We start from the raw sequence: 20,608 nt of genomic DNA, 5'->3' as shown, positions 1-20,608 counted from the left end.
CGCGGTGCCGGCTTGCAGGACAGTAATTCAGGTGACTGCACATGAATGATTTACAGATCGACGACATCAAGACCGACGAAAACGCTGCCATGGTGTTGCTGGTCGACGACCAGGCCATGATCGGCGAAGCCGTGCGGCGTGGCCTGGCCCACGAAGAAAACATCGATTTTCACTTTTGCGCCGACCCGCATCAGGCGATCGCCCAGGCGATCCGTATCAAACCGACGGTGATCCTGCAAGACCTGGTGATGCCCGGCCTTGATGGCCTGACACTGGTGCGCGAATACCGCAACCACCCGGCCACGGCGAATATCCCGATCATCGTGCTTTCGACCAAGGAAGACCCGCTGATCAAGAGCGCGGCGTTTTCGGCCGGGGCCAATGATTACCTGGTCAAGCTGCCGGATAACATCGAGCTGGTGGCGCGCATTCGCTATCACTCACGCTCGTACATGACGTTGTTGCAACGGGATGCGGCGTACCGCGCGCTGCGGGTGAGCCAGCAGCAGTTGCTGGACACCAACCTGGTGTTGCAACGGCTGATGAACTCCGATGGTCTCACCGGGCTGTCCAACCGCCGCCATTTTGACGAATACCTGGAGCTGGAATGGCGCCGTGCCATGCGTGACCAGACCCAGCTGTCGTTATTGATGATCGACGTGGACTTCTTCAAGACCTACAACGACAGCTTTGGCCACGTCGAAGGTGATGAAGCCCTGCGCAAAGTCGCCGCGAGCATCCGTGAGGCCAGTAGCCGGCCTTCGGACTTGCCGGCGCGGTACGGCGGTGAAGAGTTTGCGCTGGTATTGCCCAATACCTCGCCGGGCGGCGCGCGCCTGGTGGCCGAGAAACTGCGTATGGCGGTTGCCGGGTTGAAAATCCCGCACATTGCCCCGGCAGAAGGGGCGAGCCTGACTATCAGTATCGGCCTGTCGACCATGACGCCGGTGCAGGGCACGGATTGTCGGCAGTTGATCATGGCGGCGGACAAGGGGTTGTATACGGCCAAGCATAACGGGCGCAATCAGGTCGGTATCGAGTAGGCAGAACACCGCCGAACCCTTGTGGAAGCTGGCTTGCCTGCGATGGCGGCCTGTCAGTGACCACATCCGTACCTGATACACCGCTATCGCAGGCAAGCCAGCTCCCACATTTGATCTCAATCATTCTGGAGATCGTCAACAACCCCGCCTTTTCGCCAAGCGGGCTGCCGTTAGCCCCGGTTTGTCGTTATACTCGTCGGCTTTCAAAAGTTCGCCAACGAGTGCTGCCCGCCATGGAAATCAACCCGATCCTTAACACCATCAAGGACCTGTCCGAGCGCTCCGAAACTATTCGGGGGTATCTTTGACTACGATCAAAAGCATGAGCGTCTGACCGAAGTCAATCGCGAGCTTGAAGATCCGGCTGTCTGGAACAAACCTGAATACGCCCAGGAACTGGGCCGCGAGCGCGCTGCGCTGGCGCAGATCGTCGACACCCTCGACGAGTTGAACACCGGTCTGGGCGATTGCCGCGACCTGCTGGACATGGCCGTTGAAGAAAACGACGAAGGCGCAGTGGGCGATGTCGTCGCCGAGCTGGCCCGTCTCGAGGAAAACCTCGCCAAGCTTGAATTCCGCCGCATGTTCAGCCACGAAATGGACCCGAACAACGCCTACCTGGACATCCAGGCCGGTTCCGGCGGCACCGAGGCCCAGGACTGGGCCAACATCCTGCTGCGCATGTACCTGCGCTGGGCGGATAAACGCGGTTTCGACGCCACCATCATGGAACTGTCCGCCGGTGAAGTCGCCGGTATCAAGGGCGCGACCGTGCACATCAAGGGCGAATACGCCTTTGGCTGGCTGCGGACCGAGATCGGCGTACACCGCCTGGTGCGCAAGAGCCCGTTCGACTCCGGCAATCGTCGCCATACCTCGTTCTCCGCCGTTTTCGTCTCGCCAGAGATCGACGACAAGGTGGAAATCGAGATCAACCCGGCCGACCTGCGCATCGACACCTACCGCTCCTCCGGTGCCGGTGGCCAGCACGTAAACACCACCGACTCGGCCGTACGTATCACCCACGTACCGACCAACACCGTGGTCAGCTGCCAGAACGAACGTTCCCAGCACGCCAACAAGGACACCGCCATGAAAATGCTGCGGGCCAAGTTGTACGAGCAGGAAATGCAGAAGCGCAATGCGGCGTCCCAGGCGCTGGAAGACACCAAGTCGGATATCGGCTGGGGCCACCAGATCCGTTCGTATGTGCTTGATGCGTCGCGGATCAAGGATCTGCGCACGAACATCGAACGCAGCGACTGCGACAAGGTGCTCGACGGTGATATCGACGAATACCTGGAAGCCAGCCTGAAATCCGGCCTCTAACACCCTCTGTGGGAGCGGGCTTGCCCGCGATCCCCCGCCGAAGGCTGGGGACAACGAACCTGATGGAAAATTTAAAGACATGAGCGACCAACAACTCGACCCGCAAGCCCTGCAACAGGAAGAAAACTCCCTGATCGCCCTGCGCAAGGAAAAGCTTGCTGCCGAGCGCGCCAAGGGCAATGCCTTCCCGAACGACTTCCGCCGTGACAACTACTGCGATGCCTTGCAGAAACAGTACGCGGACAAGACCAAGGAAGAGCTGGCAGAGGCTGCAATCCCGGTCAAGGTGGCGGGTCGCATCATGCTCAACCGTGGCTCGTTCATGGTGATCCAGGACATGACCGGTCGCATTCAGGTGTACGTCAACCGTAAAACCCTGCCTGAAGAAACCCTGGCCTCGGTGAAAACCTGGGACATGGGCGACATCATTGCTGCCGAAGGCACCCTGGCGCGTTCCGGCAAGGGCGATCTTTACGTTGAAATGACCAGCGTGCGCCTGCTGACCAAGTCGCTGCGCCCGCTGCCGGACAAGCACCACGGTCTGACCGACACCGAGCAGCGCTACCGCCAGCGCTACGTTGACCTGATCGTCAACGAAGACGTGCGCCAGACCTTCCGCGTGCGTTCGCAAGTGATTGCGCACATCCGCAGCTTCCTGATGAAGCGTGACTTCCTCGAAGTGGAAACGCCGATGCTGCAAACCATCCCTGGTGGTGCCGCGGCCAAGCCGTTCGAAACCCACCACAACGCACTGGACCTGGAAATGTTCCTGCGTATCGCGCCGGAACTGTACCTCAAGCGCCTGGTGGTTGGCGGCTTCGAGAAGGTGTTCGAGATCAACCGCAACTTCCGTAACGAAGGTGTCTCGACCCGTCACAACCCGGAATTCACCATGTTGGAGTTCTACCAGGCCTACGCCGACTACGAAGACAACATGGACCTCACCGAAGAACTGTTCCGCGAGCTGGCGCAGTTGGTGCTGGGCAGCACTGACGTGCCGTACGGCGACAAGGTGTTCCACTTCGGCGAACCGTTCGTGCGTCTGTCGGTGTTCGACTCAATCCTCAAGTACAACCCTGAGTTGACCGCTGACGACCTGACCGACATCGACAAGGCCCGCGCCATCGCCAGGAAAGCCGGCGCCAAGGTGCTGGGCTTCGAAGGCCTGGGCAAATTGCAGGTGATGATTTTCGAGGAACTGGTGGAGCACAAGCTGGAACAGCCGCACTTCATTACCCAGTACCCGTTCGAAGTATCGCCGCTGGCGCGTCGCAACGATGACAACCCGAACGTCACCGACCGTTTCGAGCTGTTCATCGGCGGCCGCGAAATCGCCAACGCCTACTCCGAGCTTAACGACGCAGAAGACCAGGCCGAGCGCTTCATGGCCCAGGTGGCCGACAAGGACGCCGGCGATGACGAGGCGATGCACTACGACGCCGACTTCGTTCGTGCCCTGGAATACGGCATGCCGCCAACCGCCGGTGAAGGTATCGGCATCGACCGGTTGGTGATGTTGTTGACCAACTCGCCGTCGATCCGCGATGTGATCTTGTTCCCGCACATGCGGCCACAAGCGTAACCGTAGCGAGATCCGAAGCCGCCTTTTATAAGGCGGCTTTTTTGTGTGGCGAATTCAGCCGTCAGCAGAACGGCGCCCTTTAAAGGAAGATCTGTCGTGAACCGCGTAATGGCTCAAGAAGGCGCCGCCGGCATTGCTGCTGCCGTGGCTGATAGTGTCCAATACCAGGGCCGCAAGGCCAGCCGTCGAGGCAGCGAGCAACGCCGGCAAGACATTCTCGATGCGGCCATGCGCATCGTCGTGCGCGATGGTGTACGCGGTGTGCGCCATCGCGCGGTGGCAGCAGAGGCCGGCGTGCCGTTGTCGGCCACCACCTATTACTTCAAGGACATCGATGACCTGCTCACCGATACTTTCGCCCAATACGTGGAGCGCAGCGCTGCGTTCATGGGCAAGCTGTGGGTGCGCAACGAAGGCCTGCTGCGTGAGATGGTCGCCTATGGCGATGGCAGCCCGCAGTCACGCTCACAGCTTGCTGATGATATTGCGCGGCTGACCGCCGACTACGTGATGCGCCAACTGACCAACCGCCGCGAACACTTGATGGCCGAACAGGCCTTTCGCCAGGAAGCCTTGCTCAACCCGCGCCTGGCTGAGCTGGTGCGTTCCCATCAGCAGATTCTGTTGCAGGGCACCGGGCAGTTTTTTCAGGTATTGGGCTCCCGCGAGCCGCAACAGGATGCCAGAGTGTTGACGGCGATAATCGGTCGGATGGAATATCAGGGCCTGCTTGGCGGCCCTGAGCCTCTGACCAGCGATGAGATGCTTGAGATTCTCAAGCGTTACATGCATTTGGTGTTGGCCTCGGTCTAGCCCAGCTCCCACACTTGATGGGGTATTCGATGAAAGCCTGGCGTGTCATTGCAATCGCTATATCGTTCCTGCTGCTCAGCGGTTGCCTGGTCACCTTCAAGGACCCGCTGCCGGCCCCTGAAGCGGCGCCCGACGCCTTGCTCGGCCGCTGGTCGAGTACAAACGCCTGGGGCGAACCGCTGAATCTGCAGATCACCCGTGTCGATCAGCATCATTACAAGGCCGTAAGCTACCCTAAAGCCAAACCGGGCCAGCGCGATGAATACCGGTTTACGGTGTCGCGCCATGGCAACCGCTGGTACCTGTCGGCGCCGTTGCCGGCGGCCTTCGGTGGCAATTACTTCCTGGCCGGGTTCGACTTTGAAGGCGAGGGCGACAAACAGCGTGAATGGGTGGTCTACAACCTCGACCTTGAGCAGATCCATCAAGCCATAGGCCAGAACGCCTTGCGCGGCAGCACGGTGGAAACCGTCGACGGTGCCGGTGTGCGGGTCGACAGCCCCATGGACCAGGTATTTGCCTATCTGGATGACCCGGCCAATGCCGATGTGTTCGTTGAAGCCGTGCGCTACCGGCGCGCGGGCAAATAACGTTTAAAGAGGAAGCACCGGGTGGACGATTACCAGCAGACGATACGCACCTTGTCCGATCGCATTGTGCTGGCACAAACACCGATTCGCGTCCTCGACGCCGTGAAGTGGGACGAGAACATTCGCCAGGGCTTTCTCAAGGCCAAGGGCAAGGCCATGCCGGCCGTGGACCGCGATTACTACCTGGGCCGGCCGCTGTCGTTCGACTCCAGTGCGGTGAAGCTGGAGTTCCAGAACATCGAGCGCGACATTACCCGCCGTCTCGGCCAGTTCAGTCCGGTGGGGCAGATCATGCGCCGCATGTGCCGCGAGTACCGCATGGTGGTGCGCATGCTCGAAGCGCGGGGCACCGAGGATTTCGGCCTGATTTCCCAGGAACTCTACGGCGCCGCCTCGGACGCGTTCCACGCGGGTGACCCGACGCTGGCCGACCTGGGCCTGATGATGTCCGACTACCTGAACCAGATCGACGGCCGGGGCGACCTCAAGGACGAAGCCAAGACGCTCACGGCCAAGCATGCGGTGGCCTTGCTGCAAACCCGTTTGAACAAGGTGTTCGGTGAGGCCGAAGAGACCATCCGCGTGTTCGAGTCCGACGGGATCGTTGCCGATGCGGCGGCGGGCGCCGACTACATCAAGATCCGCGCCGACGCGATGTTCAACGAGCGTGATGTGCGCGCGCTGGAAGTGCACGAAGGCCTGGTGCACGTCGGCACCACGCTCAATGGCCAGAACCAGCCGATCTGCACCTTCCTGTCCAAAGGGCCGCCCTCGTCCACGGTGACCCAGGAAGGCCTGGCGATTCTGATGGAGATCATCACCTTTGCCTCCTACCCCAGCCGCCTGCGCAAACTGACCAACCGCACCCGCGCCATCCATATGGTCGAGGAGGGGGCCGACTTCCTGCAGGTGTTTGAGTTCTTCCGCGAGCAAGGCTTTGAAATGGCCGAAAGCTACGGCAATGCCAGCCGCGTGTTCCGAGGTTCGACGCCGACGGGCCTGCCGTTTACCAAGGATTTGTCCTATCTCAAGGGCTTTATCATGGTCTACAACTACATCCAGCTGGCCGTGCGCAAAGGCAAACTGGAGCAAGTGCCGCTGTTGTTCTGCGGCAAGACCACTCTGGAAGACATGCGCACCTTGCGCCAACTGGTCGACGAAGGCCTGGTCGTGCCGCCCAAGTACTTGCCCGAACAGTTTCGCGACATGAACGCACTGGCAGCGTGGATGTGCTTCTCCAACTTCCTCAACCACCTGAGCCTGGACCGGATCGAGGCGGATTACTCGAATATCCTTTAGGCCATCCACGTGACGAAACCGGTTAAAACATGTGGGAGCCGGCTTGCCTGCGATAGCGGTGTATCAGTCACCGTCGTTTCAACTGAAAGACCGCTATCGCAGGCAAGCCAGTTCCCACATTTGATCTCATTGGTTCTTGAGAACTGAGTACAACCTATCAGCGAGGCTTCAACGGATGAGAATCCTCGGCATTCTTTGCCTGCTACTCACTTTAAACGGCTGCAGCTCACTGCTGTTCTACCCCGAACCCGGCCTGCCGTTCACGCCGGAAAAAGCCCACCTGCAATACCGCGATATCACCCTGACCACCGCCGATGGAGTAAAGCTCCATGCCTGGTGGCTGCCGGCCAAACCCGGTGTGCCGCTCAAAGGCACGGTGCTGCACCTGCACGGCAACGGCGGCAACCTGGCCTGGCACCTGGGTGGCAGTTGGTGGTTGCCGGAGCAGGGCTATCAAGTGCTGTTGCTGGACTATCGCGGCTACGGCCTTTCTGAAGGCAAGCCGTCCTTGCCGGCGGTGTATCAGGATATCGATGCGGCGTTCGCCTGGATCGACAAGGCCCCTGAAACCCAAGGCCAGCCGCTGATTGTGTTGGGCCAGAGCCTGGGCGGTGCGCTGGCGGTGCATTACCTGGCGGCACACCCGCAGCGTCAAACTCAGCTCAAGGCGCTGGTGCTGGATGGCGTGCCCGCCAGTTATCGTGACGTAGGACAATTCGCCCTCAGCACCTCCTGGTTAACATGGCCGTTTCAGGTGCCGCTGTCGTGGCTGGTGCCCGACGCCGACAGTGCGATCAATGCCATGCCCCAGCTTACTGGCGTGCCCAAGCTGCTGTTCCATAGCCTGGATGACCCGATCGTGCCGGTGGCCAACGGCATTCGCCTGTATCAGGCCGCGCCGCCACCGCGGGTGCTGCAGTTGACCCGTGGCGGCCATGTGCAGACCTTTGCCGACAAAACCTGGCAAACCGTGATGCTGCGCTATCTGGACGACCCGCAGCACTTCAATGGCCTGCGCCGCCTGGGCGAAATTCCGAATTACCCTATTCCTAAAGTTGATGCATCAGAGAGCCCGCAATGAGCGAAGAACGCAACATGATCCCGCTGATCCTCACCGGCATCGGCACCATTATCGGTACCGTCGGTTGCCTGTGGTTCTATGGCTACCTGCACTTCGCCAAACCGGAGGACGCCTTGTTGCTCAGTGACTTCACCCTGCTCAAGACCGTGCCGGGCGAGGACTACAAGGTATCGCTGACCCCGGCCGCACAAGTGGCGCAATGCATTGATGGGGTGTTGGTGATGTTTGATACCGAACAGAAAGGCTTGAGCGGTGTGCTGGTGAACAACAAGAAACAAGCCGTGCGTTGCATGGGCCAGGAAACGCCGCAACTGCAAGAGTAGCCTGCTTTTTATCACCACTGCGCATCGTGGAAATATCTGGAACCGAATCGCGTAAGAAGCCACTGAATGAGTCGTCAGTGTTGCTGATGATTAACTTACGAATGACGGACTTTGGAGCGTGATGATGGACATTGGTGCTATCGGTAAAATGTTGGGCATGGCCAGGGGCCAGGAAAGTTTGGAGCAGGGTGGTGCTCAAGGCGAGCAATGCGCTGATAAGGGCGCTGAGAAAGGTGGGAAAGACAAACCAGACCCGATGAAGATGCTTATGGATATGCTCTCGAAGGCGGCCGGCGGCGCCCAGGGCGGCGGTGGCGGCGGTTCTGAAGGCTCAGGTGGTGAAGGCCAAATGGGTCAAGACATGCTTGAAAAGCTGATGGGCGGGCGTCAAGGCATGGAGGCCATGATGCCGGCTGAGGATACCGGCCGAAAAATCGAGGCCTGATAGAAAAAACCCACCGTGAGGTGGGTTTTTTATACAGCGTCAATCAATCAGTTAGCAACGGAAGAGCGTGGCTTGACTGGCTGGTTGTCGTTGGAGATGGTCACTTCAACGCGGCGGTTCATGGCGCGGCCCGAAACGCTGCCGTTGTCGGCAACCGGGTATTCCTTGCCGTAACCCTGGGTCACGATGCGCGAGATATCCACGCCTTGTTGAGCCAGTGCACGTTGCACGGAAGCTGCGCGACGCTCGGACAGGCTCTGGTTGTACGAGTCGGAACCGGTGCTGTCGGTGTAGCCTTCGACGATCACTTTACGGTCCGGGTTGTCGCGCAGGAACTGAGCCAGTTTGGTGATGTTCACCAGGCCGCTGGATTTCAGGTCGGACTTGTTGGTGGCGAACAGCACGTCACCGAAGGTCACCAGGGTGCCGCGATCAGTCTGCTTGGCGTTCAAGCTGTCTTGCAGTTGCTTGATCTGTGCATCACGGGCTTGCAGCAACGCCTTGGCACGTTCGTCACCCGCGTTTTTCAGCTTGGCTTCGGATTCACGCAGCGAGATGGTGTCTTTGGCCACTTCAACGCGCTGGTTGGTCAGGTAGGCCAGTTGGTCGACCTTCTTCTCGTCTTCCTTGTCGCGGTAGGCCTTGTCAGCCTTGTCCAGCCAATCCTGCGCGTCCTTGGTTTCAAGCGCCGCTACCTTGGTGGCTTGCGGGTTGGATTGCAGGGCCGAGAAGTTGGTCCGCGCGTTTTCCAGGTTCTGGTTCGGCGGGGTGGAGCAGGCCGCCAGAGCAACGCTCATCGCCAGCAGGGCAGGGATCATCAATTGTTTACGCATAGTCGTGTCGTCCTTTCAATTCGATATCGGGTGCAGTGCAATCAGTGGCGGCGGCTTATTGCTGTTTGATCACAGCCGGGCGCATGCCTTCCTGACGCAGTTCCTGCACAGCTTTCTGGGAATCCTTCACAGCCTGGTCAGCCTTGGCAGCCTGGGCTTTGCGCTCTGCGACACGGGCATCCCACTCGGCTTGTTCAGCCAGTTGACGCGCTTTGTCGTAGTTCTTGTCGTGCATCGCCAGTTCAGCAGCTTTGAGCTTGTCCTGGGCCGACTTCATTTCTACCGCTGCGTACTCGGTGCCGCCGGCGCTGACTGCGCTGTTTACGGCGGACTGGGTCACGGCGTATTGCTCGGTCGGCGGGTTGCCGGCGCAGCCCGCCAGAACGAAGCTGGTGCCGATTGCCAGCGCGGCCAATTTCAGCCCGCGCAGATGGTTAAACGAGGATTTGGCAGTGCTGGTCTTCATCGTCTTCAACTCCATTGGATAACTCCTGAAAAAATCAAAATCCACTTCATTGGTTGGCGGTTGCAGGCCCGGCGGTAAAGCACCAAATGCCCTTTTCAAACGGCCGTTCCAAGTGATGGCTTACTGGTTGTGACCGGAGCCTTTTTTCAAAAGTTCAGCGGAGATGGCGATTTGCCTAAAAAAATATCTGACTGTTTGGTCAGCGTTTAAAAGTTTGAACTTTTACGTTGCGCAGCGGTACGCCGAGCCTCTGTGAGGCCCGGAATACCGGGGTTAAACGGGGTTTGTCGACTGTTTATCAGTGTTGCTGTTTGTCGGCAGCGGCAGACAAATCATGCAGATAGCGGCGTGACAAGGTCAGAAAGCGCGGTGTAGGGCCGACGTCTTCATACAAAGGGTCACCCTCTTCATCGGTGGCGATCACATGCTGGCCCTTGATGTAGGGGAAGCTCGCTTCCAGCTCTTCAAGGGCCGCGCCGATCAGTTCGCCGAGCAATTCTTCGGTGCTGCGCTTGGGGTACATCTCGGCGATAGCGGCCAGGCGCGCAGCCGACTCGACGTCCAAGTGGATCGCGTACTCGGTTTTGGTCAGGCGACCCTTCGCGTTCTCTTCCCAATGTTGGGCCAGTTCTCGAATTTTCATGGCAACCTCAATAAGCCCGCGATGGCAGGCGGTGATGGGTGTCCAGTCGCCTGCGTGGGTAACACGACGACTCACTGTTGAGACTAGCTACAAGTCGCAAGGTTTAAAGTGTCTTGTCAGAAACTGACGCGGGCGGCACTCTGGAAGGCCTGCGCGTCCCGGATTTCTGGCTGGAGATTGGTTGATGAGTGATATCGATGCACGCTTGCGTGAGGATGTTCACCTGCTGGGTGAGCTGCTGGGCAACACCATTCGAGAACAGTACGGCGATGCTTTTCTCGACAAGATCGAGCAGATCCGCAAAGGCGCCAAGGCTGACAGACGCGGTGCCGGTGATGAGTTGAGTACCCGCCTCAATCAGTTGCAGGAAGACGAACTGCTGCCCGTGGCACGCGCGTTCAACCAGTTCCTCAACCTGGCCAACATCGCCGAGCAGTACCAGTTGATCCATCGGCGCGATGAATCGCAGCCGGCGCCCTTCGAGTCCCGCGTGTTACCGGAGTTGCTGGCCCGCCTGCAAAGCGAAGGGCACAGCAATGAGTCCCTGGCCCGCCAGCTGGCGCGCCTGGAGATCGAGCTGGTGCTCACCGCCCACCCGACCGAAGTGGCGCGTCGCACCCTGATCCAGAAATACGATGCGATTGCCGCACAACTGGCGTTGCAGGATCACCGCGACCTCACCGGCGCCGAGCGTGAGCAGATTCGCCAGCGCTTGCAGCGGCTGATCGCCGAAGCCTGGCACACCGAAGAGATCCGCCGCATCCGGCCCACGCCGGTGGACGAAGCCAAGTGGGGCTTTGCGGTGATCGAGCATTCGCTGTGGCACGCCATTCCCAATTATTTGCGCAAGGCCGACCAGGCTTTGCACGCCGCCACCGGCCTGCGCCTGCCACTTGAGGCGGCGCCGATTCGCTTTGCCTCATGGATGGGCGGCGACCGGGACGGAAACCCGAATGTCACCGCGCCGGTCACCCGCGAAGTGTTGCTGCTGGCGCGCTGGATGGCGGCGGACTTGTATTTGCGCGATGTCGACCATTTGGCCTCCGAGCTGTCGATGCAGCAGGCCAGCCCTGCGTTGCAGGCCAAAGTCGGGGATAGCGTCGAACCTTACCGTGCCGTGCTCAAGCAACTGCGCGAACGCCTGCGCGCCACGCGCCAATGGGCGCATACCGCGCTAACCGCCAGCACGCCCGCGCCGGCCGAGGTGCTGCAAAACAACCGCGACCTGCTCGACCCGCTGGAGCTGTGCTATCAGTCACTGCACGCGTGCGGCATGGGCGTGATCGCCGATGGCCCGTTGCTCGATTGCCTGCGCCGTGCCGTGACCTTCGGCTTGTTCCTGGTGCGCCTGGACGTGCGTCAGGATTCCAGCCGCCACTCGGCGGCCATGACCGAAATTACCGATTACCTGGGCCTGGGCCGTTATGAAGACTGGGACGAAGAGGCGCGCATCAGCTTCCTCAGCAAAGAGCTGACCAATCGCCGGCCGCTGCTGCCGGGTTATTTCAAGCCGTCGGCAGACACTGCAGAGGTGTTGAACACCTGCAAGGAAATCGCCGCCGCACCGGCTGCATCGCTCGGTTCTTATGTGATCTCCATGGCCGGTGCCGCGTCGGACGTGCTGGCCGTGCAACTGCTGCTTAAAGAGTCGGGCGTGCAACGGCCGATGCGTGTGGTGCCACTGTTTGAAACCCTGGCCGACCTGGATAACGCCGGGCCGGTGATGGAGCGCCTGCTGCAATTGCCGGGCTATCGCGCGCGTTTGCAAGGCCCGCAGGAAGTGATGATCGGCTATTCGGACTCGGCCAAGGACGCCGGCACCACCGCCGCAGCCTGGGCACAGTACCGGGCCCAGGAACGCCTGGTGGATATCTGCCGCGAGCAACAGGTGGAGTTGCTGTTGTTCCACGGTCGTGGCGGTACCGTTGGCCGTGGCGGCGGCCCGGCGCATGCGGCGATCCTGTCGCAGCCGCCAGGCTCGGTGGCGGGGCGTTTCCGTACCACCGAACAAGGCGAGATGATCCGCTTCAAGTTCGGCCTGCCGGACATTGCCGAGCAGAACCTCAACCTTTATCTGGCGGCCGTGCTGGAAGCCACGTTGCTGCCACCGCCGCCGCCTGAGCCGGCCTGGCGCCATCTGATGGATGAGTTGGCGGCAGACGGTGTCAGTGCTTATCGCGCCGTGGTGCGGGAAAATCCGCAATTCGTCGAATACTTCCGCCAGTCCACACCCGAGCAGGAGCTGGGCCGCTTGCCATTGGGCAGCCGCCCGGCCAAGCGTCGTGCGGGCGGTATCGAGAGCCTGCGCGCGATTCCATGGATCTTCGGCTGGACCCAAACCCGCCTGATGCTGCCCGCCTGGCTAGGCTGGGAAGCGGCATTAAGCAAGGCGCTGGAGCGTGGCGAAGGCGAGTTGCTGGGGCAGATGCGCGAGCAATGGCCGTTCTTCCGCACCCGTATCGATATGCTGGAGATGGTGCTGGCCAAGGCCGATGCCGACATCGCGCGGCTGTATGACGAGCGTTTGGTGCAGCCGGACCTGCTGCCATTGGGTGCGCACTTACGCGACCTATTGTCGCAGGCATGCAACGTGGTGCTTGGCCTGACCGGCCAGTCGCAACTGCTGGCCCATAGCCCCGACACGCTTGAGTTCATTCGCCTGCGCAACACTTACCTCGACCCGCTGCACCTGTTGCAGGCCGAATTACTCGCGCGCTCGCGCCAGCAAGAGGCGGCGCAGGACAGCCCTCTGGAACAGGCGCTGCTGGTGTCTGTGGCCGGTATTGCCGCCGGTTTGCGCAACACTGGCTGAGGTTTTGTGCGTGTTCTCAAAGGCTTGCGGATAAACAACGACGGCCGCCCGGAAACGGGCGGTCGGCGTTTATGGGGCGGGGTTGCACTCAGGCACACCCTACCTATGACTGCATGCCGGGCGCGGTTCTTGCGACTTTTGGCGGCTTGTATGGATAGAGCCCGCTGTGTATCTTGATCAGCCTTTGGCCGTTTGATCGGCCAGGACCCACATTTTTACGAGATTGGCCCCACGCGGCGAATCCGAGCGTCATCTCTATAAAAAATTGAGGAGCACATCGATGCGCGTCATTCTGCTGGGAGCTCCCGGGGCCGGTAAAGGTACTCAGGCAAAGTTCATCACTGAAAAATTCGGCATTCCACAAATCTCCACCGGCGACATGCTGCGTGCTGCCGTCAAGGCCGGCACCGAGCTGGGCCTGATCGCCAAGAGCGTGATGGACAGCGGCGGCCTGGTTTCCGATGACCTGATCATCAACCTGGTCAAGGAACGCATCAGCCAGGAAGACTGCAAGAACGGTTTCCTGTTCGACGGTTTCCCGCGCACCATTCCCCAGGCGCAAGCCTTGGTGAAAGCCGGCGTCGAGCTGGATGCCGTGGTTGAAATCGCAGTTGAAGACGAAGAAATCGTTCAGCGTATTGCGGGCCGTCGCGTTCACGAAGGCTCGGGCCGCGTGTACCACATCGTCTACAACCCGCCAAAGGTTGAAGGCAAAGACGACGTGACCGGGGAAGACCTGGTGCAGCGCAAGGACGACACCGAAGAAACCGTGCGTCTTCGCCTGTCGGTCTATCACTCACAGACCAAGCCGCTGGTGGATTTCTACCAGAAGCTTTCGGCTGCCCAAGGCAAGCCCAAGTACAGCCACATCCCTGGCGTGGGTTCGGTAGAAGCCATCACCGCCAAGGTGTTGCAAGCCCTGAGCTGATCCTTCGATCGGCTTTGCGTACAACGGCCCGCTTGCGGGCCGTTGTTGTTTATACTGGCGCACTTTTTTTCGACTTGGACACCTACACCGATGAGCACCCTGCTGGCCCTGGACACCGCGACTGAAGCTTGCTCCGTCGCCTTGCTGCACGATGGCAAGGTAACGAGCCACTACGAGGTGATCCCGCGTCTGCATGCGCAGAAGCTGTTGCCGATGATCAAGCAACTGCTGGAAGAGGCGGGCACCACGCTGTCGGCCGTGGATGCGATTGCTTTTGGCCGTGGCCCAGGCGCCTTTACGGGTGTGCGTATCGCCATTGGTGTAGTGCAGGGCCTGGCCTTTGCGCTGGAGCGCCCGGTACTGCCGGTGTCCAACCTTGCGGTATTGGCTCAGCGGGCGTTGCGTGAACACGGCGCGACGCAGGTGGCGGCGGCGATTGATGCGCGCATGGATGAAGTGTATTGGGGCTGCTACCGCGAAACTGCTGGCGAAATGCGTCTGGTGGGCGTGGAAGCCGTACAGGCTCCGCAATCATCGGTGTTGCCTGCTGATGCCCGCGGCGATTGGTTCGGTGCCGGCACCGGCTGGGGTTATGCCGAGCGCATCCCTGTGCAATTGGCGGGGCAGGACGCGGCCATGTTGCCCCACGCCGAAGACTTGCTGACCCTCGCACGTTTCGCTTTCGAGCGCGGTGAAGCGATTGCGGCCGACCAGGCTGCACCGGTTTATCTGCGCGATAAAGTTGCGCAAACCAAGGCCGAACGCGGGATTATTTGACGTCAAAAATGCTGGCAATTTGATGCAAAAATCCCCAATCGTCAGAATTTGCCCCTGTTTGTAAACCTTTTACAAATTATGTGTTCTAGTTATCACCAGAGCATTTGCGCACCACGGAAAGTGCCGCTAAATTGCCATCATTGATACCGAGTCTGCATGTATGCGTATAGACGGCTTTTCCTCACAGTCCTACCCCCTCAAGCGTAAGCCGCGCAAGGCGAACGTCACGGTAGACGAGTCCGTCGAAGATTCGCCGGACTTCATCGAGGTTCAGTCCGAGTCGCAGCCCAGTGCCCAGGGTTCTGGCGCTGCACGCATCAGTGGCCTTCCTGCCCGTCAGCAAGACATGGTCTTCCCCCGCTCCATGAGCAAAAGCGTTGCCACCGCGCTGGCCAGCTACCTGACCACCGCCGGCTTTGTCGAATGGGATATGGAAGTGCTGGGTCTCGACATCCACATCTGATGCGCCTGCCTTATTACATCGGCTGCCCATCCTGGAGTGAAAACGCCTGGCGTGACTACCTGTACCCGGCCGATGCCCGTTCCAGCGACTACCTTGCCCTGTATTCCCAGGTCTTTAACGCCGTTGAAGGCAACACCACCTTTTATGCCCGCCCCTCGGCCGCCACGGTGCAGCGCTGGGCTGAAATCATGCCTGAGGATTTTCGCTTCACCGCCAAATTCCCCGGAGATATCAGCCACGGCGGCGACCTGCGCGAGCAATTGCCGGCAGCGGAAAGTTTTGTCGGCTTGATGAGCCCTTTGGGCGAGCGGGTTTCGCCGCTGTGGTTGCAATTGTCGGCGAGCTTTTCACCGCAACGCCTGGGCGAACTGGCGGGTTTTATTGACGGCCTGGAACGCCCGCTGGCCGTGGAAGTGCGTCACCCTGAGTTCTTCGCCAAGGGCGATGCCGAGCGCAGGCTCAACCGGCTGTTGCGCGACCGTGGCGTCGAGCGTATTTGCCTCGATCCGCGTGCGCTGTTCAGTTGCACTTCAACCTCAGCGGCCGTGCTGCACGCCCAATCGAAAAAGCCCAAGGTGCCAACACGGCCGGCGGCGTTGACTCAATTTCCCCAGGTGCGCTTTATCGGTCATCCGGAACTGGAGGCCAATGACCCATTCCTGATTCCGTGGGTGGAAAAGATTGCTGGCTGGATCGAAGAAGGGCGCACGCCTTATGTGTTCCTGCACACCTCGGATAACCGCCTTGCCGCGCAACTGGCGCTGCGTTTTCACCAACAGTTGATGCTGCGCTTGCCGGGTTTGCCAGCGCTGCCGACCTTGCATCGGGAGCCCGCAGCGCAGCAACTGGGGTTACTCTAGGGCTCCTTTTTCCGACAGGAGTCAGCCATGGATGCCCAAACCCTTCGCGCCGAAACCTTCAAGGCCTTGCATGAGCGTGACCGCGCGTTCGTGATGCCCAACCCGTGGGACGCCGGCTCCGCCATCATGCTCGCCAGCCTGGGTTTCGAAGCGTTGGCCACCACCAGTGCGGGCTTTGCGTTCAGCCTCGGGCGCCCGGATGCGGAAGGCGCATTATCCCTTGAAGACACCTTGGCCAATGCCTCGGCGATCGTGCAGGCCACTGCGCTGCCGGTAGCGGCTGATCTGGAAAACGGCTTCAGCGACACCCCCGAAGGCTGCGCCCAGACCATCCTGCGCGCCGCGGCCAGCGGCATTGTGGGTGGCTCTATCGAAGACGCCACGGGCATCGCGGTCGATCCGATCTATCCGTTTGACCTGTCGGTGGAACGCGTGGAAGCCGCCGTCGCCGCTGCCCGCAGCTTGCCATTTGCCTTTACGCTCACCGCCCGTGCAGAAAACCTCCTGCATGGCCGCCTGGATTTGCCTGACACCATTCGCCGCCTGCAAGCCTACGCCGAAGCCGGGGCGGACGTGCTCTACGCTCCCGCCTTGCGCAGTGCCGAAGAAGTGCTCGCGGTGGTCAAGGCGGTGGCGCCCAAACCGGTGAATGTGCTGATGTCCGGCGGTTTGAACCTGAGCGTGGCGCAGTTGAGCGAGATGGGCGTGCGCCGCATCAGTGTCGGCTCAGCCATGGCGCTGGCGGCGTATGGCGAGTTCTATCGGGCGGCGCAGGAGGTGTATGAGCTGGGCACTTTTACCTTCACTGAACGCAAGATGCCGTTCAGTCAGGCTAACGGTTTTTTCAAAGACTGAATCAGGCCGCCAGGCGCAGGTTGTTGAGGATCAGCGGGCGCGCCCAGTGGTAGTCGAAGTCCAGCGCCTTCTGTTGCGCCACCAGCTCCTCGGCCGGGTAAGGCGTGGCGGGCGGTGGCAGAAGATCCAGTTCGAATTCGGCAATCGGCAGGTGCAGCGGCTGGGGCTGCGGCTGGGGCTGCGGCGCCGGGCCAGGCTCAGGCGGCGGGTTGCCGGCATTGAGCACAATCGGGCGGACCCAGCCGCTTTCGAAGTTTTGCTGGCGCTGCTGGGCGATGATTTCTTCTGCCGGGAACGGCGTGGCAGCCGGCGGCAGCAGCTCGGTTTCAAATTCGGCAATGGGCAGGAACAACGGCTCCGGCGGGGCGATCTCGGTGTCGTGCACGTCGCACTCACGCTGGGTGAGGATCTGCGACAACAGGTCGGCGCCTTCGCTGGGTTCTACCGCCGGGTCCCTCGGCGCCGGGGCTTTGGCTGCCAGCGCACCCGGCGTATCGCCAAGCTGCTCAGCCAACGCACGGGCGAAGAAGTCCTGCCACACATGGCTCACCCCGGCCAGCGCTTGAGTATTGCGCAGGCCGTAGTGGTTGTGGGTCGGCAGTACACCGATGGTTAGGGGAAGAATGTCTGACATTTTTCTCGGTCGACGCTCAGCTCTGGCAAAATACCTGACTGTTGTTTTTATCGGCCGTCGTTTGCCGATCCTTAATATTTTTGAGCGTAGCGATTGATGAGCGAACAACCAGCGGCCAGCCGCATTCGGGTCGAGGCTTTGGCCGACGGTTTCAAGGCCCGCGCCGAGCACTGGGCCGCGCAGCTTGGCCTGCCTTTGCAACTGGATGAGGCGGACTTTTCCCTGCAAATCGGGGAACACGGCCTGCAACTGCAACAGCTCGGGCCTGACGCGCCGGGGCCGGTGCGCGTGGACTTCGTCGAAGGCGGCGCGGCGCATCGGCGTCTCTACGGCGGTGGCAGCGGGCAGATGATCGCCAAGGCGGTCGGCGTGGCCCAAGGCGTGCGCCCACGGGTGCTCGACGCCACGGCAGGCCTGGGCAAGGACGCGTTCGTACTGGCCAGCCTTGGCTGCGAGATGAGCCTGATCGAGCGGCAGCCGTTGATCGGCGCCTTGCTCGAAGACGGCCTGGCCCGTGGTGCGGATGACTTTGAAGTGGCGCCGATTGTGGCGCGCATGCAGTTGCTCAAGGGCAACTCGATCGAGGTGATGCGCAACTGGCAGGGCGAGCCGCCGCAGGTGATCTACCTGGACCCGATGTTCCCGCACCGTGAGAAAACGGCGCTGGTGAAGAAGGAGATGCGCCTGTTCCGCCCTTTGGTGGGCGATGATCCGGATGCTCCAGCCTTACTCGCGGCGGCCTTGGCCCTGGCCAGCCACCGCGTGGTGGTCAAGCGCCCGCGCAAGGCGCCGTGCATTGACGGGCCGAAACCGAGCCATGCGTTGGATGGCAAGTCCAGCCGGTATGACATCTATCCAAAGAAAGCGCTCAAGTCCTGAATTATTGTTGCTCTTTCGGGCCTCATCGCAGGCAAGCCAGCTCCCACCTTTTGATTTGCAAACACAGTCAAAGGTGGGAGCTGGCTTGCCTGCGATAGCGCCCGATCAGGCAACACAACCGTTCAAGGCCGATACGCCCGCATAAACAACCCCACCACCTCCTGCACATGCGCTTCGGCGGCTTCTTCACTCAACTGCCCGCCACACCCATACAACAAGCAGAAATTCGCCGTGCCCTTGAGCAGGCAAAAGAAGTGCTCGGCCGCCGTAAACGGTTTGTCGATGCTCAAGGCGCCGCTCTGGTCGATACGGCTGAGCAGGCGCTCCATGCCTTGCAGCATGCGCATGGGCCCGGCCTCAAAGAAGATCTGCGAGAGTTTCACGTCCTGGTTGCCGGTGGTCATCATCAGGCGGTGCAGGTTCACCGATTCTTCGCTGTTGATCAGCCGATGAAAGCCGCGCGCGATGTTCAGCAGTACGGTGTGCACGGGCATGCCCTCGGGCAACTCGAAATACATCACCGGCAACTGTTCCTCGCACTTGGCCACGACGGCGGCGGTGAACAAGGTCTCTTTATCGGTGAAGTGGCTGTAGACCGTCAGCTTTGACACGCCGGCCTCAAGGGCCACGGCATCCATGCTGGTGCTGGCGTAGCCATTGCTCAAAAACAGGATTTTGGCTGCTTCGAGGATTGCCTGGCGTTTTGCCATGTCCTTGGGACGCCCGGGGCTATTGGTGTTTACAGGATTGTCGGACATTTTCACCTTTAATACTGGACTGGTGAGTTTGGTATTAATAACATACCGGCCAGTATAATTATTCCTGGCTTCATTTGCGAAAGGTCCTTCAGCATGCGCAGCACTTTCCTGCCCCTTGCGTTGCCTGTCAGCCTGGTCTTCCTGTTGGCCGCCTGCGGCCATGAAGAAGCGACCCAAACCACCATCCGCCCGGCCATGGTGGTGCAACCGCAGCCTTCGGCACTGGCGATGGACAGTTTTCCGGGGGAAGTACGCGCCCGTTATGAGCCGGACCTGGCCTTTCGCATCGGCGGCAAGGTCAGTAAGCGCCTGGTGGAGGAGGGCGAGCGGGTCAAGGCCAACCAGCCATTGGCAGAGCTCGACCCCCAGGACGTGCGCCTGCAACTGGAAGCTACCCGCGCCCAGGTTACCGCCGCCGAAGCCAACCTGAGCCTGGTGCGCGCCGAACGCGACCGCTACAAGACCCTGATGGACCGTCAGATGGTCAGCCGCTCGCAGTACGACAATTCCGAAAACCTCTACCGAGCAGGTGAAGCACGCCTTAAGCAGATCAAGGCCGAGTTCGACGTATCGAGTAACCAGGCCGGCTACGCCGTATTGCGCGCGCCTCAGGATGGCGTGGTCGCCAAGCGTGCGGTGGAAGTCGGCCAAGTGGTGTCCGCCGGCCAAACGGTGTTTACCCTGGCCACCGATGGCGAGCGCGAAGTGTCGATCAGCCTGCCCGAGCAAGGTTTTGGCCGCTTCAAGATCGGCCAGCCGGTGTCGGTGGAATTGTGGAGCCAGCCCGACCAGCGTTTCGCCGGGCGCATTCGTGAACTCTCACCGGCCGCCGACCCCAAATCCCGCACTTTCGCTGCGCGCGTCGCCTTCACCGGCGGCAAAGTCCCCGCCGAGCTGGGCCAGAGCGCCCGTGTCTTTATCCAGGCCGATGGCGTCGTCCCACTGTCCGTGCCGCTGTCGGCCCTGAGTGCGGAGAACGGTGCGTCCTACGTCTGGCGGGTACAGCCGGATAACACCCTCAAACGAACCCCGGTGCGCATCGGTGCTTTTGGTGAAAGAACCGTGCCGGTGCTCGAAGGCTTGGCCCCCACCGATTGGGTGATCGCGGCGGGCGTGCATGTGCTGCATGAGGGCCAGCAAGTGCGCCCGGTGGATCGCGCTAACCGCGTTGTGAATCTGGCGGCCAAGGAGTAGT

General features: G+C 60.7%; 23 protein-coding genes. 18 read left to right on the top strand and 5 right to left on the bottom strand.

What is annotated here, in order from left to right; genetic code table 11:
* Positions 1 to 41 precede the first annotated feature (41 nt).
* The 10 genes from AOA59_RS03455 to AOA59_RS03415 all read left to right on the top strand — a co-directional run bounded on the left by AOA59_RS03455 (position 42) and on the right by AOA59_RS03415 (position 8,505).
* Positions 42 to 1,043: a PleD family two-component system response regulator gene (locus tag AOA59_RS03455; RefSeq protein ID WP_056857569.1), complete on the top strand. Its 1,002-nt coding sequence runs from the start codon at positions 42 to 44 to the stop codon at positions 1,041 to 1,043.
* Between the two features lie 56 nt (positions 1,044 to 1,099).
* Complete coding sequence (locus AOA59_RS32620; protein ID WP_178076227.1) at positions 1,100 to 1,351, top strand: hypothetical protein; 252 nt, start codon at positions 1,100 to 1,102, stop codon at positions 1,349 to 1,351.
* Positions 1,277 to 2,372, top strand: a protein-coding gene (prfB, locus tag AOA59_RS03450) for a peptide chain release factor 2 (RefSeq protein ID WP_096236834.1) whose coding sequence is annotated in 2 segments (ribosomal slippage) — positions 1,277 to 1,348 and positions 1,350 to 2,372 — 1,095 coding nt in all. Because the reading frame shifts where the segments join, the coding sequence is not laid out codon by codon here. Before AOA59_RS32620 ends, prfB begins: the two co-directional genes overlap by 75 nt.
* 79 nt (positions 2,373 to 2,451) lie before the next feature.
* Entirely contained in the window at positions 2,452 to 3,954 is a 1,503-nt protein-coding gene (gene lysS, locus AOA59_RS03445; RefSeq protein ID WP_099485935.1) for a lysine--tRNA ligase, read from the top strand.
* Positions 3,955 to 4,050: 96 nt separating this feature from the next.
* The gene (locus AOA59_RS03440) at positions 4,051 to 4,767 is read left to right on the top strand and encodes a TetR/AcrR family transcriptional regulator (protein ID WP_074854403.1); all 717 of its coding nucleotides are present in this window, start codon (positions 4,051 to 4,053) and stop codon (positions 4,765 to 4,767) included.
* 29 nt (positions 4,768 to 4,796) lie between these two features.
* Complete coding sequence (locus AOA59_RS03435) at positions 4,797 to 5,357, top strand: hypothetical protein (RefSeq protein WP_099485933.1); 561 nt, start codon at positions 4,797 to 4,799, stop codon at positions 5,355 to 5,357.
* A gap of 21 nt (positions 5,358 to 5,378) precedes the next feature.
* Positions 5,379 to 6,656: a flavohemoglobin expression-modulating QEGLA motif protein gene (locus AOA59_RS03430; RefSeq protein WP_017137104.1), complete on the top strand. Its 1,278-nt coding sequence runs from the start codon at positions 5,379 to 5,381 to the stop codon at positions 6,654 to 6,656.
* A 175-nt stretch (positions 6,657 to 6,831) separates the two neighbouring features.
* Complete coding sequence (locus tag AOA59_RS03425) at positions 6,832 to 7,737, top strand: alpha/beta hydrolase (RefSeq protein WP_099485931.1); 906 nt, start codon at positions 6,832 to 6,834, stop codon at positions 7,735 to 7,737.
* Positions 7,734 to 8,060, top strand: coding sequence for a hypothetical protein (locus tag AOA59_RS03420; RefSeq protein WP_069786226.1), 327 nt, complete (start codon positions 7,734 to 7,736; stop codon positions 8,058 to 8,060). Before AOA59_RS03425 ends, AOA59_RS03420 begins: the two co-directional genes overlap by 4 nt.
* 121 nt (positions 8,061 to 8,181) lie before the next feature.
* Positions 8,182 to 8,505, top strand: a complete 324-nt coding sequence (locus AOA59_RS03415; protein WP_083221712.1) for a hypothetical protein — start codon at positions 8,182 to 8,184, stop codon at positions 8,503 to 8,505.
* Positions 8,506 to 8,552: 47 nt separating this feature from the next.
* Here the strand turns inward: AOA59_RS03415 and AOA59_RS03410 are convergent, their stop codons facing one another.
* The 3 genes from AOA59_RS03410 to AOA59_RS03400 all read right to left on the bottom strand — a co-directional run bounded on the left by AOA59_RS03410 (position 8,553) and on the right by AOA59_RS03400 (position 10,447).
* On the bottom strand, positions 8,553 to 9,338 hold the full coding sequence (locus AOA59_RS03410) for an OmpA family protein (RefSeq protein WP_056857564.1): 786 nt from the start codon (positions 9,336 to 9,338) through the stop codon (positions 8,553 to 8,555).
* Between the two features lie 55 nt (positions 9,339 to 9,393).
* Positions 9,394 to 9,819, bottom strand: a complete 426-nt coding sequence (locus AOA59_RS03405) for a DUF4398 domain-containing protein (protein ID WP_017137109.1) — start codon at positions 9,817 to 9,819, stop codon at positions 9,394 to 9,396.
* Between the two features lie 283 nt (positions 9,820 to 10,102).
* On the bottom strand, positions 10,103 to 10,447 hold the full coding sequence (locus tag AOA59_RS03400; protein ID WP_065928949.1) for a pilin assembly protein: 345 nt from the start codon (positions 10,445 to 10,447) through the stop codon (positions 10,103 to 10,105).
* A 184-nt stretch (positions 10,448 to 10,631) separates the two neighbouring features.
* Here AOA59_RS03400 and ppc point away from each other — a divergent pair, with 184 nt between their 5' ends.
* From ppc to AOA59_RS03370, 6 genes are all read left to right on the top strand, one after another.
* Positions 10,632 to 13,259 carry a phosphoenolpyruvate carboxylase gene (gene ppc / locus AOA59_RS03395; RefSeq protein ID WP_099485929.1) on the top strand — a complete coding sequence of 876 codons (2,628 nt, stop codon included), beginning with the start codon at positions 10,632 to 10,634 and terminating at the stop codon, positions 13,257 to 13,259.
* A gap of 280 nt (positions 13,260 to 13,539) precedes the next feature.
* Complete coding sequence (gene adk / locus AOA59_RS03390; protein WP_099485927.1) at positions 13,540 to 14,187, top strand: adenylate kinase; 648 nt, start codon at positions 13,540 to 13,542, stop codon at positions 14,185 to 14,187.
* Positions 14,188 to 14,277: 90 nt separating this feature from the next.
* Entirely contained in the window at positions 14,278 to 14,964 is a 687-nt protein-coding gene (gene tsaB / locus AOA59_RS03385) for a tRNA (adenosine(37)-N6)-threonylcarbamoyltransferase complex dimerization subunit type 1 TsaB (protein WP_099485925.1), read from the top strand.
* Between the two features lie 160 nt (positions 14,965 to 15,124).
* Positions 15,125 to 15,427, top strand: a complete 303-nt coding sequence (locus AOA59_RS03380) for a hypothetical protein (RefSeq protein ID WP_017137114.1) — start codon at positions 15,125 to 15,127, stop codon at positions 15,425 to 15,427.
* A complete protein-coding gene (locus tag AOA59_RS03375; RefSeq protein ID WP_099485923.1) occupies positions 15,427 to 16,287 on the top strand; it encodes a DUF72 domain-containing protein in 861 nt (286 codons plus the stop codon). Before AOA59_RS03380 ends, AOA59_RS03375 begins: the two co-directional genes overlap by 1 nt.
* 27 nt (positions 16,288 to 16,314) lie before the next feature.
* Positions 16,315 to 17,142: an isocitrate lyase/phosphoenolpyruvate mutase family protein gene (locus AOA59_RS03370; RefSeq protein WP_099485921.1), complete on the top strand. Its 828-nt coding sequence runs from the start codon at positions 16,315 to 16,317 to the stop codon at positions 17,140 to 17,142.
* 1 nt (position 17,143) lies between these two features.
* On the opposite strand, the gene AOA59_RS03365 is transcribed toward AOA59_RS03370, so the two are convergent.
* The gene (locus AOA59_RS03365; protein ID WP_099485919.1) at positions 17,144 to 17,776 is read right to left on the bottom strand and encodes an energy transducer TonB; all 633 of its coding nucleotides are present in this window, start codon (positions 17,774 to 17,776) and stop codon (positions 17,144 to 17,146) included.
* Positions 17,777 to 17,872: 96 nt separating this feature from the next.
* Here AOA59_RS03365 and AOA59_RS03360 point away from each other — a divergent pair, with 96 nt between their 5' ends.
* Positions 17,873 to 18,655 (top strand): class I SAM-dependent methyltransferase, encoded by a 783-nt coding sequence (locus AOA59_RS03360; protein WP_099485917.1) that lies wholly within the window; start codon positions 17,873 to 17,875, stop codon positions 18,653 to 18,655.
* 122 nt (positions 18,656 to 18,777) lie between these two features.
* Here the strand turns inward: AOA59_RS03360 and AOA59_RS03355 are convergent, their stop codons facing one another.
* Entirely contained in the window at positions 18,778 to 19,413 is a 636-nt protein-coding gene (locus AOA59_RS03355) for a TetR/AcrR family transcriptional regulator (protein WP_017137119.1), read from the bottom strand.
* A 93-nt stretch (positions 19,414 to 19,506) separates the two neighbouring features.
* Between AOA59_RS03355 and AOA59_RS03350 the strand changes: the two genes are divergently transcribed.
* Positions 19,507 to 20,607: an efflux RND transporter periplasmic adaptor subunit gene (locus tag AOA59_RS03350; protein WP_099485915.1), complete on the top strand. Its 1,101-nt coding sequence runs from the start codon at positions 19,507 to 19,509 to the stop codon at positions 20,605 to 20,607.
* Position 20,608 lies beyond the last annotated feature (1 nt).

Source organism: Pseudomonas sp. 2822-15 (assembly GCF_002742515.1).
In the GTDB taxonomy this organism is placed as follows: Bacteria; Pseudomonadota; Gammaproteobacteria; order Pseudomonadales; family Pseudomonadaceae; genus Aquipseudomonas; species Aquipseudomonas salomonii.
Note: the sequence above shows the minus strand (reverse complement) of the source record. Positions and strands in the feature narration are given on the sequence as shown.

Excerpts from the sequence above, each read along its gene's own strand:
- AOA59_RS03455 (WP_056857569.1), top strand. The coding sequence starts at position 42 with ATGAATGATTTACAGATCGACGACATCAAGACCGACGAAAACGCTGCC.
- lysS (WP_099485935.1), top strand. The coding sequence starts at position 2,452 with ATGAGCGACCAACAACTCGACCCGCAAGCCCTGCAACAGGAAGAAAAC.
- AOA59_RS03435 (WP_099485933.1), top strand. The coding sequence starts at position 4,797 with ATGAAAGCCTGGCGTGTCATTGCAATCGCTATATCGTTCCTGCTGCTC.
- AOA59_RS03425 (WP_099485931.1), top strand. The coding sequence starts at position 6,832 with ATGAGAATCCTCGGCATTCTTTGCCTGCTACTCACTTTAAACGGCTGC.
- AOA59_RS03420 (WP_069786226.1), top strand. The coding sequence starts at position 7,734 with ATGAGCGAAGAACGCAACATGATCCCGCTGATCCTCACCGGCATCGGC.
- AOA59_RS03415 (WP_083221712.1), top strand. The coding sequence starts at position 8,182 with ATGATGGACATTGGTGCTATCGGTAAAATGTTGGGCATGGCCAGGGGC.
- AOA59_RS03410 (WP_056857564.1), bottom strand. The coding sequence starts at position 9,338 with ATGCGTAAACAATTGATGATCCCTGCCCTGCTGGCGATGAGCGTTGCT.
- AOA59_RS03405 (WP_017137109.1), bottom strand. The coding sequence starts at position 9,819 with ATGGAGTTGAAGACGATGAAGACCAGCACTGCCAAATCCTCGTTTAAC.
- AOA59_RS03400 (WP_065928949.1), bottom strand. The coding sequence starts at position 10,447 with ATGAAAATTCGAGAACTGGCCCAACATTGGGAAGAGAACGCGAAGGGT.
- ppc (WP_099485929.1), top strand. The coding sequence starts at position 10,632 with ATGAGTGATATCGATGCACGCTTGCGTGAGGATGTTCACCTGCTGGGT.
- adk (WP_099485927.1), top strand. The coding sequence starts at position 13,540 with ATGCGCGTCATTCTGCTGGGAGCTCCCGGGGCCGGTAAAGGTACTCAG.
- tsaB (WP_099485925.1), top strand. The coding sequence starts at position 14,278 with ATGAGCACCCTGCTGGCCCTGGACACCGCGACTGAAGCTTGCTCCGTC.
- AOA59_RS03380 (WP_017137114.1), top strand. The coding sequence starts at position 15,125 with ATGCGTATAGACGGCTTTTCCTCACAGTCCTACCCCCTCAAGCGTAAG.
- AOA59_RS03375 (WP_099485923.1), top strand. The coding sequence starts at position 15,427 with ATGCGCCTGCCTTATTACATCGGCTGCCCATCCTGGAGTGAAAACGCC.
- AOA59_RS03370 (WP_099485921.1), top strand. The coding sequence starts at position 16,315 with ATGGATGCCCAAACCCTTCGCGCCGAAACCTTCAAGGCCTTGCATGAG.
- AOA59_RS03365 (WP_099485919.1), bottom strand. The coding sequence starts at position 17,776 with ATGTCAGACATTCTTCCCCTAACCATCGGTGTACTGCCGACCCACAAC.
- AOA59_RS03360 (WP_099485917.1), top strand. The coding sequence starts at position 17,873 with ATGAGCGAACAACCAGCGGCCAGCCGCATTCGGGTCGAGGCTTTGGCC.
- AOA59_RS03355 (WP_017137119.1), bottom strand. The coding sequence starts at position 19,413 with ATGTCCGACAATCCTGTAAACACCAATAGCCCCGGGCGTCCCAAGGAC.
- AOA59_RS03350 (WP_099485915.1), top strand. The coding sequence starts at position 19,507 with ATGCGCAGCACTTTCCTGCCCCTTGCGTTGCCTGTCAGCCTGGTCTTC.